The sequence below is a fragment of the Plantibacter sp. genome, assembly GCF_059073635.1.
On record NZ_JCACOF010000005.1, the window covers coordinates 77,491 to 94,319 of the forward strand.

General features: G+C 72.3%; 12 protein-coding genes and 1 pseudogene. 7 read left to right on the forward strand and 6 right to left on the reverse strand.

Features of this window, described 5'->3' with window-relative positions; translation table 11 throughout:
• Positions 1–47: 47 nt before the first annotated feature.
• The 6 genes and pseudogenes from AC5JOC_RS04130 to AC5JOC_RS04155 all read left to right on the forward strand — a co-directional run.
• Entirely contained in the window at positions 48–1,016 is a 969-nt protein-coding gene (locus tag AC5JOC_RS04130) for a diacylglycerol/lipid kinase family protein (RefSeq protein ID WP_079706466.1), read from the forward strand.
• A gap of 268 nt (positions 1,017–1,284) precedes the next feature.
• Positions 1,285–2,955 (forward strand): urocanate hydratase, encoded by a 1,671-nt coding sequence (hutU, locus tag AC5JOC_RS04135; RefSeq protein WP_192019160.1) that lies wholly within the window; start codon positions 1,285–1,287, stop codon positions 2,953–2,955.
• Entirely contained in the window at positions 2,952–4,169 is a 1,218-nt protein-coding gene (locus AC5JOC_RS04140) for an allantoate amidohydrolase (RefSeq protein WP_494245482.1), read from the forward strand. The genes hutU and AC5JOC_RS04140 overlap by 4 nt, the downstream gene beginning before the upstream one ends.
• Complete coding sequence (locus tag AC5JOC_RS04145) at positions 4,166–5,635, forward strand: formimidoylglutamate deiminase (protein WP_494245484.1); 1,470 nt, start codon at positions 4,166–4,168, stop codon at positions 5,633–5,635. Before AC5JOC_RS04140 ends, AC5JOC_RS04145 begins: the two co-directional genes overlap by 4 nt.
• Positions 5,632–6,957, forward strand: coding sequence for an imidazolonepropionase (hutI, locus tag AC5JOC_RS04150; protein ID WP_494245486.1), 1,326 nt, complete (start codon positions 5,632–5,634; stop codon positions 6,955–6,957). The genes AC5JOC_RS04145 and hutI overlap by 4 nt, the downstream gene beginning before the upstream one ends.
• Before the next feature lie 95 nt (positions 6,958–7,052).
• Positions 7,053–7,466, forward strand: a pseudogene (locus tag AC5JOC_RS04155) (HutD family protein); the annotation flags it as partial.
• Positions 7,467–7,767: 301 nt separating this feature from the next.
• On the opposite strand, the gene AC5JOC_RS04160 reads toward AC5JOC_RS04155, so the two are convergent.
• The 5 genes from AC5JOC_RS04160 to AC5JOC_RS04180 form a co-directional block, all read right to left on the reverse strand.
• Complete coding sequence (locus AC5JOC_RS04160; protein ID WP_426739137.1) at positions 7,768–9,342, reverse strand: ABC transporter substrate-binding protein; 1,575 nt, start codon at positions 9,340–9,342, stop codon at positions 7,768–7,770.
• Positions 9,339–10,565 (reverse strand): FAD-dependent oxidoreductase, encoded by a 1,227-nt coding sequence (locus tag AC5JOC_RS04165; protein WP_494245488.1) that lies wholly within the window; start codon positions 10,563–10,565, stop codon positions 9,339–9,341. Before AC5JOC_RS04165 ends, AC5JOC_RS04160 begins: the two co-directional genes overlap by 4 nt.
• Entirely contained in the window at positions 10,562–11,854 is a 1,293-nt protein-coding gene (locus tag AC5JOC_RS04170) for an NAD(P)/FAD-dependent oxidoreductase (protein ID WP_494245490.1), read from the reverse strand. Before AC5JOC_RS04170 ends, AC5JOC_RS04165 begins: the two co-directional genes overlap by 4 nt.
• Before the next feature lie 172 nt (positions 11,855–12,026).
• Positions 12,027–13,382: an NADP-specific glutamate dehydrogenase gene (gene gdhA / locus AC5JOC_RS04175; RefSeq protein WP_064296885.1), complete on the reverse strand. Its 1,356-nt coding sequence runs from the start codon at positions 13,380–13,382 to the stop codon at positions 12,027–12,029.
• Between the two features lie 188 nt (positions 13,383–13,570).
• Positions 13,571–14,860, reverse strand: coding sequence for an MFS transporter (locus AC5JOC_RS04180; protein ID WP_425357596.1), 1,290 nt, complete (start codon positions 14,858–14,860; stop codon positions 13,571–13,573).
• A 93-nt stretch (positions 14,861–14,953) separates the two neighbouring features.
• On the opposite strand from AC5JOC_RS04180, the gene AC5JOC_RS04185 reads away from it, so the two are divergent.
• Positions 14,954–15,622 carry a GntR family transcriptional regulator gene (locus AC5JOC_RS04185; protein ID WP_192006256.1) on the forward strand — a complete coding sequence of 223 codons (669 nt, stop codon included), beginning with the start codon at positions 14,954–14,956 and terminating at the stop codon, positions 15,620–15,622.
• Positions 15,623–15,742: 120 nt separating this feature from the next.
• Here the strand turns inward: AC5JOC_RS04185 and pheA are convergent, their stop codons facing one another.
• Positions 15,743–16,705 (reverse strand): prephenate dehydratase, encoded by a 963-nt coding sequence (gene pheA / locus AC5JOC_RS04190; protein WP_086475276.1) that lies wholly within the window; start codon positions 16,703–16,705, stop codon positions 15,743–15,745.
• Between the last annotated feature and the right edge of the window lie 124 nt (positions 16,706–16,829).

Sequence of the window (16,829 nt, forward strand, 5' to 3'; positions counted from 1 at the left end):
TAGCGATCGAGGTCGGTGACGAGGCCCCGGGACAGTACCGTTGGGCCATGCCGACTCCCCCGCACGCCGCGCTCGTGTACAACCCGGTGAAGGTCGACGCCACCCGGCTGCGGAGCGCGTTGGAGGCACGGTCGCAGGAGGCGGGATGGGCGGCTCCGCACCTGTACGAGACGAGTGTCGACGACCCCGGTGTCGGTCAGGCGCGGCGCGCGGTCCTCGACGGTGCTCAGGTGGTGCTCGTGGCCGGCGGCGACGGGACCGTGCGGGCCGTCGCAGAAGGCCTGCGCGGGAGCGGTGTGCCGCTGACCCTCATCCCCTCGGGGACCGGCAACCTGCTCGCGAGGAACCTGAAGCTGCCGCTCGGCGACCAGCTGGCCGCGATCGGGACGGCGTTCACGGGCGACACGCGCGCGATCGACATCGGCGTCGCCATGATCACCCGTGCCGACGGGTCGGAGGAGGAGCACGCGTTCGTCGTGATGGCCGGCATGGGCATCGACGCGATGATGATCGCCACCGCGAACCCCGACCTCAAGAAGTCGCTCGGCTGGCTCGCCTACGTCGAGTCCGGTCTCCGCTCGATCGCCACGGCCGCGCCGTTCCGCATCCACTACCAGTTGCGCGGGCACCGTCAGCATGCGGCGACCGTGAGCTCGGTGCTCGTCGGGAACTGCGGCACGCTGCAGGGCGGGGTGCAGCTCATGCCGGACGCCGAACTCGACGACGGGTTCCTCGACGTCGCGGTGCTGCAACCGAAGGGTGCCTTCGGCTGGCTGCTCGTGTGGCGGAAGGTGACGTGGGAGAACCGGGTCCTGCGGCGGACTGCCGTGGGGCGACGGATGATCCGTTTCACCGAGGGCCGGGGTGGGAACACCGTGACGAACCTGCGTGCTGAGGCCCTGACCGTGCGGGTCGACGAGGCCCAGGACCTGGAGCTCGACGGCGACGCGTTCGGCATGGCGACCATGGTCGCGTTCGACGCGCACCGCGGCGGGTTGCTCGTCAAGCTCCCGTAGCCACCATGCGTCCCCCATCCTGGCTCGGTTTGAGTGGGGTGCCAGCGCGGTGCGCTGGCGTGAGCGCGGGTCATCGACGTGAGCGCGGGTCTCCGGAGGGGCGCGCTCACGTCGATGACCCGCAGTGACGCCGATGCGTGCATGGTGACGTCAGCGCACCGCGCTGACGGACGAACAGCGACCCGAAACACCCGGATGTCTGGCGGACCAGACAGCCACAGCCCGGTCGCTCTCGCCGCGCGGGCCCCGGGAGGAGTGGACTGATCACATGACCGACATGCCGACCACCACCCGGACCATCCGTGCCGCTCGCGGCACCACCCTCACCGCCAAGAGCTGGCAGACCGAGGGCCCGCTCCGGATGCTCATGAACAACCTCGACCCCGAGGTCGCCGAGCACCCCGAGGACCTCGTCGTCTACGGCGGCACCGGGAAGGCCGCGCGCAACTGGGAGGCGTACGACGCGATCGTCCGCACGCTCGAAGGACTGGAGGCCGACGAGACCCTGCTCGTGCAGTCCGGCAAGCCCGTCGGCGTCTTCCGCACGCACGAGTGGGCACCGCGCGTGCTCATCGCGAACTCCAACCTCGTCGGCGACTGGGCGACGTGGCCCGAGTTCCGCAAGCTCGAGGCCGAGGGTCTCACCATGTACGGGCAGATGACCGCCGGCTCGTGGATCTACATCGGCACGCAGGGCATCCTCCAGGGCACCTACGAGACCTTCGCCGCCATCGCCGACAAGCGGTTCGGCGGCACCCTCGCCGGGACGCTGACCCTCACCGGCGGCGCCGGCGGCATGGGCGGGGCACAGCCGCTCGCCGTGACGCTCAACGAGGGCGTCGTGCTCATCGTCGACGTCGACCCGAGCCGACTGGAGCGACGCGTCGAGCACCGCTACCTCGACGAGATGACGGACGACCTCGACGACGCCGTCGAACGCGTGCTCGCCGCCAAGGCCGAACGGCGCCCGCTGTCGGTCGGTCTCGTCGGCAACGCCGCGACCGTCTTCCCCGAACTGCTGCGGCGCGGTGTCGCCATCGACATCGTCACCGACCAGACGAGCGCTCACGACCCGCTCGCCTACCTGCCCGAGGACACGGCGCTCGCCGACTGGCAGACCGAGGCGGCGGCCGACCCGGTCGACTTCACGCGCCGCTCGCGACTCGCCATGGCGAAGCAGGTGCAGGCGATGGTCGACTTCCAGGACGCCGGCGCCGAGGTCTTCGACTACGGCAACTCCATCCGCGCCGAGGCGAAACTCGGCGGTTGCGAGCGCGCCTTCGACTTCCCCGGCTTCGTGCCCGCCTACATCCGGCCGCTCTTCGCCGAGGGCAAGGGCCCGTTCCGCTGGGCGGCCCTGTCCGGCGACCCGGCGGACATCGCCGCGACCGACCGCGCCATCCTCGAACTGTTCCCCGAGGACGAGAAGCTGCGCCGCTGGATCACCTCGGCCGGCGAGAAGATCGCCTTCGAGGGGCTGCCCGCCCGCATCTGCTGGCTCGGCTACCAGGAGCGCCACCTCGCCGGCCTGAAGTTCAACGAGATGGTCGCCTCGGGTGAGCTGAGCGCGCCCGTGGTCATCGGCCGCGACCACCTCGACTCCGGTTCCGTCGCCTCGCCGTACCGCGAGACGGAGGCCATGGCCGACGGCTCCGACGCGATCGCCGACTGGCCGCTGCTCAACGCCCTGCTCAACACGGCGTCCGGCGCGACCTGGGTGTCGATCCACCACGGCGGCGGGGTCGGCATCGGCCGGTCCATCCACGCCGGTCAGGTGATCGTCGCCGACGGGACGCCGCTCGCCGCCGAGAAGATCGCGCGCGTGCTCGTCAACGACCCGGGCACCGGCGTCATGCGTCACGTCGACGCCGGCTATGAGCGGGCGGCCGAGGTCGCCCGCGAACGCGGCCTGCGGGTGCCGATGTGGGAGGGCGAGTGACCGACGGCCTGATCGCCCACGGTCGGCTCGCCGGGCTCGACGAGATCACCGGCGTCGGGGTCGATCCGGCACGCGGCGGGTACTCCCGGCACGTCTGGACGCCGGCCGAGTTCGAGCTGCGCGAGTGGTTCACCGCTCGCGCCGCCCGACTCGGGCTCGACGTCGAGACGGACCGGAACGGCAACCTGTGGGCGTGGTGGGGCGCGCCTGGGCCCGACGCGGTCGTCACCGGCAGCCACCTCGACTCCGTCCCGGGCGGCGGCGCCTTCGACGGGCCGCTCGGCGTCGTCTCAGCGCTGGACGCCGTCGCGCGTCTGCAGGCCACCGGGTTCCAACCGTCGCGTCCCGTCGCCGTCGTGGTGTTCGCCGAGGAGGAGGGGTCCCGGTTCGGGGTCGCCTGCCTCGGATCCCGGCTCCTGTCCGGTGCGATCACCGCGGACGCCGCCCGAGCGCTGACGGACGCCGACGGGGTCACCGTGGCGGAGGCCGCAGCGGCCGCCGGGCTCGCTCCCGAGCACCTCGGCCGCGACGACGAGGCGCTCGGCCGCATCGGACTCTTCATCGAGTTGCACGTGGAACAGGGTCGCGGCCTCATCGACCTCGGCTCGCCCACCGCCGTCGCCTCGTCGATCCTCGCCCACGGCCGCTGGCGACTCCGCGTGAGCGGTCAGGGGAACCACGCCGGCGCGACCGGCATGCGCGAGCGCCGTGATCCCGTGGTCGCCGCGGCACGGGCCGTCCTCGCGGTCGAGCAGGCAGCCCTCGCGACGGACGACGCCCGCGCCACCGTCGGCCGCATGCGCATCGTGCCGGGCGGCACCAACGTCATCGCCTCCGAGGTCGACGCCTGGGTGGACGCCCGCGCCGCCACCGACGCCGGCACGCGCGCCCTCGTCGCGGACATCGAGAGCCGGGTGCAAGAGGCCGTCGCCGGTTCCGGCTGTACAGCTGAGCTGGTCGAGGAGTCGTGGTCGGGCGTCGTCGAGTTCGACCCCGAGCTCGCCGCGCGGCTGGCGGGCACGCTCGGCGGGGTCCCCCTGCTGCCGACGGGTGCCGGTCACGACGCCGGTGTCCTGAACGGAGCCGTGCCGACGGCGATGGTCTTCGTGCGGAACCCGACGGGCGTCTCGCACTCGCCGGAGGAGTTCGCCGAGGCGGACGACTGCGTCGCCGGTGTCGAGGCGCTCGAGACCCTGCTCCGGAGCGTCCTGTGACGGTCGCGAGCGTCGACGCCGGCGCGGCGGACGTGCGGCCTCCCATCTGGGCCGCGACGGCGATCATCGACGGTCGCCCGACCGGCCGCGTGCGCTTCACGGCCGACGACTCCGGACGGATCACCGCCGTCGAGCGGGGCGTCGAGCCGGAAGCGGGCGACCGACGCCTCGGAACGGTCGTCCCCGGCATGGGGAACGCCCACTCCCACGCGTTCCACCGTCTGCTCCGCGGACGCACCCACGCCGACGGCGGCGACTTCTGGCAGTGGCGCGAGGCGATGTACGCGGCGGCCGCCAGCCTCGACCCGGACCACTACGGCCGGGTCGCTCGCGCCGTGTTCGGCGAGATGCTCGTCTGCGGCTGGACGGCGGTCGGCGAGTTCCACTACGTGCACCACCAGGCCGACGGCACCCCGTACCCGACCGCCCACGCGATGGAACTGGCGGTCGCCGGAGCCGCCGCCGACGTCGGCATCCGGCTCACCCTCCTCGACACGGCCTACCTCGCGAGTGGCCTCGGGCCCGCCGGGGGTCCCGCCGCTCCGCTGCTCACCGAACAGCTCGCGTTCGGCGACGGCGACGCGTCCGGCTGGCTCGCCCGCTGGCATCGACTGCGCGACGCGCTCTCCGGCTCGGTCGGCGCCACCGGGCTCGTCACGCTCGGTGCCGCGCTGCACTCCGTGCGCGCCGTGCCCGTCGACGCCATGCGCACGATCCTCGCCGGCCTGCCCGACGACGTCCCGCTGCACGTCCACCTGTCGGAGCAACCGCAGGAGAACGTCGACACGCTCGCGAAGACGGGCAGGACGCCGACGGGCGTGCTCGCCGCGCTCGGTGCGCTCGCCCCACGCATCAGCCTCGTCCACGCGACGCACCTGACCGACGCGGACGTCACGGCGATCGGGCGGTCCGGCGCGACCGTCGTGATGTGCCCGACGACCGAGGCCGACCTCGGCGACGGCATCGGACCGGCCCGCCGCCTCGCGGACGCGGGGGCCCGGATCGCCGTCGGCTCCGACCAGAACGCGGTGGTCGACCCGCTGCTCGAACTGCGTGGCCTCGAAGCCGGGGAACGGCTCGCCTCCGGCAGACGCGGCCGGTTCTCGCCCGCCGAGCTCCTCGAGGCGGGCACCGACAACGGATACCGTTCGCTCGGACTCGGGCGGCACACGCTGGATGTCGGCGACCCGCTCGACCTCGTCGAGGTGTCGACGTCGAGCCTCCGCACGACCGGCACCGACCCGGCACAACTCGCCCTCGTCGCGACCGCGTCCGACGTCGAGCGGGTCGTCGTCGGCGGACGGCTCGTGGCGGAGCGAGGCCGGCTGCTCGCGACGTCACGGGAGCCGACGCCGGAACAGCTCCTCGCGGTGGCGCTCGCCCAGCTGGCAGCATCGACGGAGACGCCCCGGACAGCCACCTCGTCCCCGACACCTGATCACCACTCGCAGGAGATGCAGCCATGACCAGCGAACTCATCACCGGCATCGCCGAGCTCACGACCAACGCGGGCTCCGGGCCGGGCGACGTCGACGGCAACCGGATCACCGATGCGGCGCTCATCATCGAGGACGGCCGGATCGCGTGGCTCGGCGCAGCGGTCGACGCGCCCGACGCCGACGCGCGGACCGACGTGGGCGGGCGCGCCGTGCTCCCGGGTTGGGTCGACACGCACACGCATCTCGTGTTCGCGGGCGACCGCTCGGCGGAGTTCGAGGCGCGCATGGCCGGCGGCCGGTATGCGGCGGGCGGGATCGCGACGACCGTGGCGGCCACCCGGGCGGCTTCCGAGGAGCAGCTCGTCACGGGTGCGCGGCGGTTGCGGGCGGAGGCGCTCGCGCAGGGGACGACGTTCCTCGAGGCGAAGACCGGCTACGCGCTCGACGTGGAGGGCGAGGCGCGATCCGCTCGGGCGGCGGCCGAGGTCGCCGACGTCGTCACCTTCCTCGGAGCCCATCTCGTGCCGGCCGGTGTCGACCGCCGCGACTACCTCGACCTCGTGACCGGGCCGATGCTCGCGGCGGTGGCTCCGTTCGCGTCCTACATCGACGCGTTCTGCGAGGTCGGCGCCTTCGACGTCGAGGAGTCGCGCGAGGTGCTGCTCGCCGGTCGCGCCGCTGGCTTGGGTGTCCGGGTGCACGGGAACCAGCTCGGCGAGAGCGGCGGGGTGCGCCTCGCGGTCGAGTTGGAGGCGGCGAGTGTCGACCACTGCAACCACCTCTCTGACGCCGACGTCGACCTCCTGGCGGGTTCGTCGACGGTCGCCACCCTGCTGCCCGCCTGCGACCTGTCCACGCGCGAACCGTTCCCGCCGGCGCGCGCACTCATCGACGCCGGTGCTTCGATCGCGCTCGCGACCAATTGCAACCCGGGCACCTCGTACACGACGTCGATGGCGTACTGCGTGGCGACCGCCGTGCTGCAGATGCGGCTGACGATCGCCGAGGCGGTGTGGGCGGCGACGCGAGGGGCCGCGGTGGCGGTCGGCCGCGAGCACGGTGTCGACGCCGTCGGATCGCTTCGCGTGGGTGGTCTCGCGGACCTGCAGGTGCTCGACGCGCCCTCGGTCTCGCACCTCGCCTACCGGCCCGGTGTGCCGTTGACGGTCGGCGTCCGGCAGCGCGGCGAGCGCGTCACGATCGGTGAGACGGCGATGAGCGGCGAGGCTGACGAGCGTGCCGTCGTGCTGGTTGCCCGCGTCCGGGCATCGGAGCTACCGGTGGCGGAACGGGCTGGGGACGGCGGCGGAGATCGCGGCGGAACCGGTCGAGGCTGGAAACGGCGGTGACGGGACCGCGACCAGGGACGGGCGCGGGGACGCGCCGACCGGGCCGGGTTGGACGCTGAGCATCGCGACGGTCGACGTCGGACGTCGTCTTCTCGTCGTTCCCGGGTGTCGACCGACAACTGATGGCGTTGTCGGCGGGCGGACTCGGACTCGTGATCGACGGTGAGCCGGTCGAGTTGGACCGGTGGCAGGTCGCCGCCTTCGACGGGGCCTCAGCGGTGTCGTCGCGGGGCGTGGTCGGGCCGACGCTCGATCTCAACCTGATGGTGTCGCGGGACCGGTTCCGTGGATCGCTCGAGGTCGGCGTCGTCGACGGGTCGAGGCTCGTCACCACGCCGCCGGGAGCCACCACGTTCGTCGTGTTCCTCGATGGACTGCTGTCGGCGGAGGGGCCAGGTCTCGGCCCTGGTGCGCTCCAGCGGCACGACACCCTCCGACTCGAGGCCGGCACCCTGTCCCTGACCGGCGACGCCACGATCGCGCTCGCCCAGGTCCTCCCCCACTTGTGATGGATGCCAGCGCGGTGCGCTGACGCGAGCGCGCCCCGCAGCCGCGAGCGCGGGTCTCCAGAGGGGTGCGCTCACCTCCCAGACCCGCGCCCACGCCGATTCGGCAGGTCTCGCGCCAGCGCACCGCGCTGACCTGAGACCTCCCCACCGGGTGCCGGCGCGGTGCGCCCGCGTGAATGACGCACACCCGGCGTGAGCGCTCCCCGCGCACGCGAGCGCGGGTCTCCGGAGGGGCGCGCTCACGTCACAGACCCGCGCTCACGCCAGCGCACCGCGCTGGCGCACACCCCGGCGGCGACGGCTACTTCGTTCGGTCGAGGACCGCGAAGCGGAAGGTGTAGGTGGCGTCGAGCGTGTCCTCGAGGCCCGTCACGTTCTTCTGGGCGAGGACCGTCTCGGTGCCCTGGAGCAGCGGGATGATCGGAGCCGCGGTCGCGGTCAGCGCCTGGATCTGCTCGATCGCCGCGATGCGCGCCGCCGGGTCGGTCGCCGTCGCCTCGGTGTCGATGAGCGCGTCGACGGCCGGGTCCGAGTACCCGTTGGCGACGGACGCGCCGGTCGTCGAGTACGCCGATCGCAGGAAGTTGTCGGGGTCCGGGTAGTCCGGGAAGAACCCGAGCTGGTACGCCGGGTAACCCGACTCCGGGTTCAGCTCCTTCACGTAGCTCGTCCACTCCGTCGACTGCAGGTCGACGGTGAACAGGCCGGACGTCTCCAGCTGCGACTTGATGAGCGCGTACTCCTGGTCGGAGTCGGGGCCGTAGTGGTCGCTCGTGTACTGGATCGGCAGGGCGACCGGGGTGCTGACGCCCGCGGCCGCGAGGATCGCCGCGGCCTTCGCCGGGTCCGGCGCGTCACCGTACGCGGTCTGGAACGCGGGCGTCGCACCCGTCTGCCCGTCGAGGACGACCGAGTAGGCCGGCGCGTAGGTGCCCTTGTAGACCTGGTCGGCGATCTCCTCACGATCGACGAGCGACGCGACCGCCTGCCGGATGGCGAGCTTCTGCGCGTCGTTCGCGCCCGGCTGGGTGTTCAGGTTGAACGTGAGGAACCGCACCGAACCGCCCGGCCCCTCGACGACCTGCAGGTCGGAGTCGCTCCGGAGGTCGGCGACGTCCGTCGCGGTCAGCGAGCGGTAGGCGATGTCGACGTCGCCCTTCTCCAGGTCGAGCCGCAGGTTCGACGCCGTCGTGTACGGCTTGAGCACGACGTGCTGCGTCTTCGCGCGGGTCCCGGAGTAGCGCGAGTTCGCCTCGAGGGAGAGCAGCCCGCCCGCCTGGTAGCTGTCGACGGCGTAGGGGCCGGAGCCGATCACGTCGTCGTCGCTCAGCAGCTTGTCCGCCGGGAAGACCTCTTCGTCGACGATCGGCCCGGCCATGCTCGTGAGCACGTAGGGCCAGGTCTGGTCGTTCGGCACCGTGAGGTGGAAGACGACCTGGTTGTCGTCACCCTCCTCGACGCTGTCGAGGTTCGCGAGCAGCGGCGACGGACCGTTGTCGGCGGCGATCTCACGGACGCGGGTGAAGGAGTAGACGACGTCCTCGGCCGTGAGCGCGTGGCCGTTGGAGAAGGTCAGCCCCTCCTTGACCGTGCAGACGTAGGTGGTCTCGTCGGTGAAGTCGCACGATTCCGCCGCGTCGGGGGCGGGGACGACGTCGCCCTCGTCGTAGCTGAGGAGGTGCTGGTAGATCTGGTTCTGCGGCGTGAAGGAGCCGCGATCCCAGGCACCGGCCGGGTCGAGCGAGACGATCTGATCGGTCGTGCCGATGACGAGCGCGGTGGTCGTGGTGGTCCCGCCCTGGGCCGTGCAACCGGTGAGGGCGGCGACGACACCGAGGCCGATGGCGACCGTGGCGAATCTGGCGGATCGGTTCATGGAGCGGTTCCTTCGGGTGACTGCGGGGGTGCTGATGCTGATGGCGCGACGGGGACCGCGTGGGCGGCGAGCGCGAACCTCGGGTGCGGTTCGGCTCCGTCGACGAGCTCGGCGATGAGGCGTCCCAGCACCGGGCCGAACTTGAACCCGTGACCGGAGAATCCCGTCGTGACGATGATGCTGTCGATCCGGTCGATCACGAAATCCTCGCTGGGGCTCAGATCGTAGAGGCAGCTGATGGTATGGGGTGCGGACGCGTCGACGCCGGGCACCCATTCGGCGACGTAGGCGGTGAGCCGCGCGAGTTCCACGGGTTCGGCGAGGCCGTCGCGTTCGTCGGGGTGGACGTGGACGGCACCGCCGTGCAGCCCGACCTTGACCCCCTCGCCCGGCGTCAGCAGGCCGTACACGCTCGACCCCTCGGCGGGATAGTGGACGAAACTCGGCCAGGCGTCGGCGCCCAGTTCGCTCGGGAAATGCGCGGGCTGGACCTGCGTCACGACGATCTCGGGCAGCGGACGACCGACGCTGCGAGCGAGGTCGCCGACGAGGTCGGGCGTCCAGGAGCCGGCCGCGACGACCACGTGGTCCGCGACGACGTCGCCCAGCTCGGTGCGGACGACGGCGCCGTCGACACCCGCGGTCGGATCGTTCGACTCGGCCGGTTCGACGCCCGTCACCCGCACGCCGAAGCGCAGGGTCGCTCCGGCCACCTCGGCGAGGTCGAGCAGGGCTTCGATCGCCTCGGCGGAGTACAGTCGCCCGCCGGTCGCGTGGTGGAGGACCTCGCGGTCGAACCGCAGTCCGGGCCAGCGGTCGCTCGCCTGCTCCGGGGTGAGGCGCTCCGACGCGATCCCGCCTCGGGTCATCGCCGCCTCGATCGCCGAGAGCATCTCGGGTCGGCCGTGGTCGAGCGCGCCGGTGAGGTCGAGCAGCGTCCGTCCGCTCGCCGACTCGAGCGCCCGCCAGGCCGCGAGCGCCTCCGAGGTCAGGGAGACGTAGTCGTCGGCGTCGTAGCCCTGACGGAAGATGCGGGTCGCGCCATGTGAGGAGCCGTGCTCGTGACCGCGCGGGTACCGCTCGAGGAGCAGCACGTCCCGGCCCTGCTCGGCCAGCGAGCGCGCAGCCGCCGCACCGACGATCCCGGCACCGATGACCACGACCTCGGCGCGCGCCGGCAGCGCGGTCGGCGTCGCGTCCGCTGCCGGACCCGGCGCGGTCATCGGCCCGACTCCGCAGGCAGGCCCGACTCCGTGGTCGCGCGCGTCGCTGCGGTGGCGCGCGCGTCGACCGCCCGACGAGCCGGCATCGCGGCGGCCACGGCGGCCTCGTCGGCGAACGGACGGGACGGGAATCGACCGGGCGCGTATCGCGACGCGTCGACGAAGGGGCTCTCACCCGTGACCATCAGTTCGGCGAGCATCCGGCCGAGTCCGGGGCCGTGCGTGACGCCGGACTCGTTGTCGCCGGCCACGACGTACAGCCCGTCGAGCTCCGGGACGGGCCCCGCGATGAAGCGGCGGTCCGCGGTGTACGACACGATCCCCTGCACGGCTTCGGCGTCGTCGACGACGGGCGCGGCGGCCGGGACGAGCTCGGCGATGATCGGCGACAGGTGCTCCCGCATCGCCTCGACGAGGTCGGGGCGGTCCGGGCGACGGTCGGCCGGGCTGTCATGCACCGCGAGCGCCTCGTAGCCGACGCCGTTGCCATAGGTGAGACCGCCGAGGTGTTCCCGGATCCACAGTCCGTCGAGTTCCGGGATCATGAGGGTCGGCACCTCGCCGAGGCCGAACGGGGCGGTGGTCAGGCGGCTCGCGATCACGCGTGCGAACGGCAGCACGCGGTCCGTGGCGGCGAGGAGTCCGTTCGTCCAGGACCCTGCGGCGAGGACGACCTCGTCGCCGAGGACGCGCTCGCCGGTGGCGGTCAGCACGCCGACGGCTCGGCCGCCCTCGGCGAGGAGATCGACGACGGGCGTGTGCTCGACGATCTCGACGCCCTCGGCCCGGGCGAGCGCCGCGAGCGCGAGTCCGGCGTCGGGCGCGCTGATCTGGATGCCGTCGGGATGGATGAACGCCCCGACGATGGCCTCAGGGTCGAGACCTGGAACGAGCTCAGCGGTCTCGACGGCGGTGAGCAGGCGGGCGTCCTCGGGTCGGAGCGGGTGCTCGGCGAACGGCAGCAGGTGATCGAGCACGGCCTGCTCGGTGAGCGCGAGCCACACGTTGCCCGTGTTCCGCAGCCCGATGTCGTATCCGGCCGCGTCGAGCCCGCGGTAGAAGTCGAGGCCCGCCTGCTCGAGGGCGAGTTCCGACTCGTCCCAGTACCAGGCGTAGCCCGCCGCCCACAGGCCGACGAAGCCCGCTCCCGCCGCGGTCGTCGCTCCGGCGGCGGTGCCCGACTCGAGGACCGTCACCCGTCGCCCGGCGCGGGCGAGGTGGACGGCGGTCGCCAAGCCGAAGAGGCCGGCACCGACGATGACGGTGGTTGCGGGGCGGGGGTCGGTCACCCTTCGAGGCTAGTCACTCGCCGTCCAGGAGCCGACCACCCCGTCGCAATCCGACACCCGCCGTGTCCTTCGCCGGCGGATTCCGCGTCCCCGACTCAGGAGGTGCGCGGCGCGCCGGGCCCGTCAGCGGTCGACGCGCCGGAGCACTCCTGAGTCGGGGACGAGGGCGGGACTAGATGACGCCCTGGGCGAGCATCGCGTCCGCGACCTTCACGAACGCGGCGGTGTTCGCCCCGACGACGTAGTCGCCCGGCCGGCCGTAGCGCTCGGCGGCCTCGTAGGCGGCGCGGTGCACGCCGTGCATGATGCCGCGCAATTTCACCTCGCTGTCGTCGAAGGACCACCGCTGCCTGGCAGCGTTCTGGCTCATCTCGAGCGCCGAGGTCGCCACGCCACCGGCGTTCGCCGCCTTCCCCGGGCCGAAGAGGACGCCGGCCTGCTGGAACACCCGCACGGCCTCGGGCGTCGACGGCATGTTCGCGCCCTCCGCGACCGCGATGACGCCGTGCTTCACGAGGGCGATCGCGTCGCGTTCGTGCAGCTCGTTCTGCGTCGCACTCGGCAGCGCGATCTCCCCCGGGACGTCCCAGACGCTGCCGCCGGCGACGAAGTGGGCGCCCTGACGGCGGGCGGCGTACTCGGAGATCCGGCCGCGCTCGACCTCCTTGATCTGCTTGAGGAGCTCGAGGTCGATGCCGGCGTCGTCGACCACGTATCCGGAGGAGTCCGACGCGGTGACGGCGGTCCCGCCGAGCTGGTGGACCTTCTCGATCGCGTAGGTCGCGACGTTCCCGGAACCCGACACGATGACGCGCTTGCCCTCGACCCCGCGGCCGTCGACGGCGAGCATCTCGTCCACGAAGAACACCGTCCCGTACCCGGTCGCCTCGGTACGCACCTCGGCGCCGCCCCAGCCGACACCCTTGCCGGTGAACATGCCCGACTCGTGACGGTTGGTGATCTTCCGGTACTGGCCGAAGAGGAAGCCGATCTCGCGCGCGCCGACGCCGATGTCGCCGGCCGGGACGTCGGTGTGCTCGCCGAGGTGGCGGTAGAGCTCGTTCATGAAGCTCTGGCAGAAGCGCATGATCTCGGCGTCCGACCGCCCGTGCGGGTCGAAGTCGCTGCCGCCCTTCGCGCCGCCGATGCCCTGCGCGGTGAGGGCGTTCTTGAAGATCTGCTCGAACCCGAGGAACTTCACGATCGACAGGTTCACGCTCGGGTGGAAGCGCAACCCGCCCTTGTACGGGCCGAGCGCCGAGTTGAACTGGACGCGGAATCCGCGGTTCACCTGCACCCGGTTGCGGTCGTCGGTCCACGGCACACGGAAGACGACCTGCCGCTCGGGTTCGACGAGACGTTCGAGGATGCCCGCCTCGAGGTACTCGGGGTGTTCGTCGAGCGCCGGGCGGATGGACTCGAGGACTTCGAGGAGCGCCTGGTGGAACTCGGGTTCGCCCGCGTTGCGCCGCAGGGCGGCCTCCGCGACGGCGTGGACGGGGTCGGTGGACGTGGTGGTGCCGGTCACTGTGGTGCTTTCTGATCGGCCGACCAGGCGTCTCCGGCTGTCGCTCGACGGTGGTCGGAGGCAGTGGAGCGCGACTCGCCGGCGGGGAGGTACACGGGCCGTCGTGGGGCCTCGGCAAGCCTGGCAGCCGCGATAGATATCCGTCAAACGTCGACTAGACGAGCCGGCCGGACCAGTGGGACGACGACCTAGAGGTGGTCGTGCTCCGCGGCCTCGCTCGGGATGATCGGGATCGCGAGGGCCGGGAGCACCGCGACCGCGAGGAAGGCGAGCGGATAGCCGACCAAGCCGATGAGCGCACCGACCGCCGGACCGACGACCGACGCGGCGATGAACTGGCCGGTGTTCTGCGCTCCCAGCGCCCGCCCGGCCCAGGCGGGGCCGGCCATCTCGGCGACCGAGGTGAAGGCCAGCCCGTTGTCGGCGACCGTCACGGCACTGGCGACGACGAGCGCGACGGCGACAGCCACGGGCCACTGCAGCAGCCCGACGCCGGCGAGGAGCAACATGACGACGACCGCCGACACCGCCACCCAGCGCAGCGGTCGCACCCGGCTGCCGACCCGGTCGCTCAACACCCCGACGCCGATCCGACCGATCGCTCCGACGAACTGCGCGACACCGACGAGCACGCCCGCCGCGAGCGCGTTCCAGCCCTGATCGGTGACGAGCCAGACGAGCGCGAAGGTCGTGAGCGTGAACTGCGGCACCACGAGCAGGATCGACACCGCGTGGATGCGCCAGAGGAAGCCGTCGCCTCGGTAGGGGTTGCGTGGTCGCGCGGCCACGGGGTTCGGCGTCGTCTCCGTCGAGACCGGCTTCGGCACGACGGTCCGTGGCGGATTCCGGAGTCCGACGGTGCAGGCCACGGCGAGGACACCCGTCGCGACGAGCGAGATCAGGAGTGCGGCGGAGATGCCCGACGCCGCCGCCACGGACGGCACCGTCACCGCGGCCGCCGTGACGCCGAGCGGCTGTGACATCTGGCGGATCCCCATCGCGAGGCCGCGGCGGTCCTTCGGGAACCAGCCGACGACGATCCGGCCGCTCGCCGAGTTCGTGCTCGCGGAGGCGGCACCACCGAGGAGGAGCAGGATGCCGAGTGGACCGTAGCCGAGCGAGGGGATGAGGCCGTCCGCGGCGATCGCCCCGGCAGCGGCCAGCGCGGTGAGGGCGAGGCCGCCGGCGATGACGATGCGCTCGCCGACACGGTCGGCCAGCCAGCCCCAGGCGATGAGCGTCAGCACCATGCCGAGCGTGGGGGCAGCGGCCAGGACGCCGGCCTCGGCGAGCGACATGCCCCGCTCGGCGTGCAGGAGCGGGATGAGGAACGCCGGGGTGCTGACGAAGAGCGTGCCGGCGGTCTGCGCGGCGACGCCGAGCCCGAGGACGGTCCAGGCCCGACCGGCGTTCGGCATCGGTGGACGCGCCCCGCGAGCGGTCGCCGGGGCCACGGGGGCTGGTGTCGTTCCGGTCATCGTGCCGCTTCCTGCGCTGGGCGTCTCCCACTGCTAGCATGACGGTACACCATTTTGGTATACCAATCGCCACCGGCCGGATCGGGAACACGGATGAGCACTCCGACGCAGACCACGCAGCTCTACGAGCGCCTCCGCGGGGCGATCCTGACCCTCGACCTCGCGCCCGGGCAGCCGCTCACCGAGCGGGGGCTCGAGCAACGCTTCGCGGCGTCACGGACGCCCGTGCGCGCCGCACTCACCCGGCTCGAGGCCGAGGGACTGGCGCGTCGCGACGGCCGCGGCTGGATCGTCGCCCCCATCGACCTCGAGGAGATCGGCCTCATCGCCGAGGTCCGTGAGGCGCTCGAGACCGCCGGCGTCCGGCTCGCCGCCGAACGCGCGACCGAAGCGCAGCTCGCCGCGATCCGCACCCTGCTCGACGAACCCCGCCCCGACGACGAGCACACGGTGCTCCGCGTCGGCGGCGACTTCCACGAGGAGCTCGCGGCGCTGTCCGCGAACCACCTGCTCGCCGAAGGGGTGCACGGCGCGATGGTCCGGCTCGCCCGCACCCGCTGGCTCGAGGTACGGACGCCCGAGGCCCGAGAGCAGGCCGCCACGGAGCACCGCGCCATCCTCGACGCGGTCGCGGCGCGCGACCCCGAGCGCGCGGCGGACCTCGTCGCGCGCCACATCCGCGGGACGAACGAGCGGCTCATCGCCTCGCTCACCGCCGACCAGCGGCGCCTCCGCGGTCACGGTGTCGACATCGTCAGCTGAAGCACCGTTGACGCGCGGTCGGCGTCCACAACTCCTGCACCCGGCCGCGAATCCCGCTGACACCCCGTCCCCGAGCTCGGACACGGACCGACAGCAGGAGTTACGCGCGAACGTGACAGCTCAGTCGTCGAGCGGCTCCGCCGAGAGCAGCCCGCGCAACCAGTCGCGGGCCTCGATGAACACCTCGTCGTTGTACCGGGAGTGGTAGTCGACGGCGGTGCGATCGGCGCTCGGGTACGAGCCCAGGAAGATCACATTCGGGCTGAAGCGTCGGAGCCCCAGCAGGGCGTCGGCCATCCGCTCGTCCTCGATGTGTCCGAGGGCGTCGATCACGAAGCGGTACCGGCCGAGCGCGTCGCCGATGGGCCGCGACTCGATGAGGCTCAGGTTCACGCCTCGCGTGGAGAACTGCTCGAGCATGCCGAGCAGCGAGCCGGACTCGTCGTTCGGCAGCTCGACGATGAGGCTCGTCTTGTCGGCGCCCGTCCTGGCCGGGATCTCCCGTGAGCGACTGACGACGACGAAGCGGGTCACGGCGTTCGGGTTGTCGCCGATGTTCTCCGCGAGGACGTCGAGGTCGTAGTGGTTCACGATGCCGGGCGGGGCGACCGCGGCGTCGGCGGTGGAGGTGCCGTCGAGGAGCGAGGCCGCGGCGGCGACGTTGCTCGACGCCGGGATGTGTCCGTGCGAGGGCAGCTTGGCGTCGAGCCAGAGGTGGCACTGCCCGTAGGCGACGGGGTGCGCGTTCACGACCGAGACGTCCTCGAGGCGGGTTCCGGGGCGGGCGACGAGCACGAAGTTCACCGGCACGAGCACCTCGCCGACGATGCGGAGACCGGGCATCGTGGCGAGTGCATCCTGCGCCACGGACACCCCTCCGTCGACCGAGTTCTCGATGGCGATGACCGCGGCTGTGCTGCGGCCCTCGAGGACGTCGCCGAGCGCCTCGCCGACGTTCGACACGGGCTTCCAGATCTGGCCCCTGGCCTCCTCGACCTGGCCGAGCGCCACCTCGGTGAAGGTCCCGCTCGGACCGAGGAAACTGTAGCTCCGGAGGGCGTCGTCGGCGGGTGCGGCTGGCATGCCTCCGAGCGTACCGTGTGGTTCGCGACACGCCCTTGGACGACCGTTGACTCCCATCCAGGTCACATTCGGGTGATTTCCAGGAAGATCGGGTCATTTCGGCCCCGATACCCCCCGTTTTGAG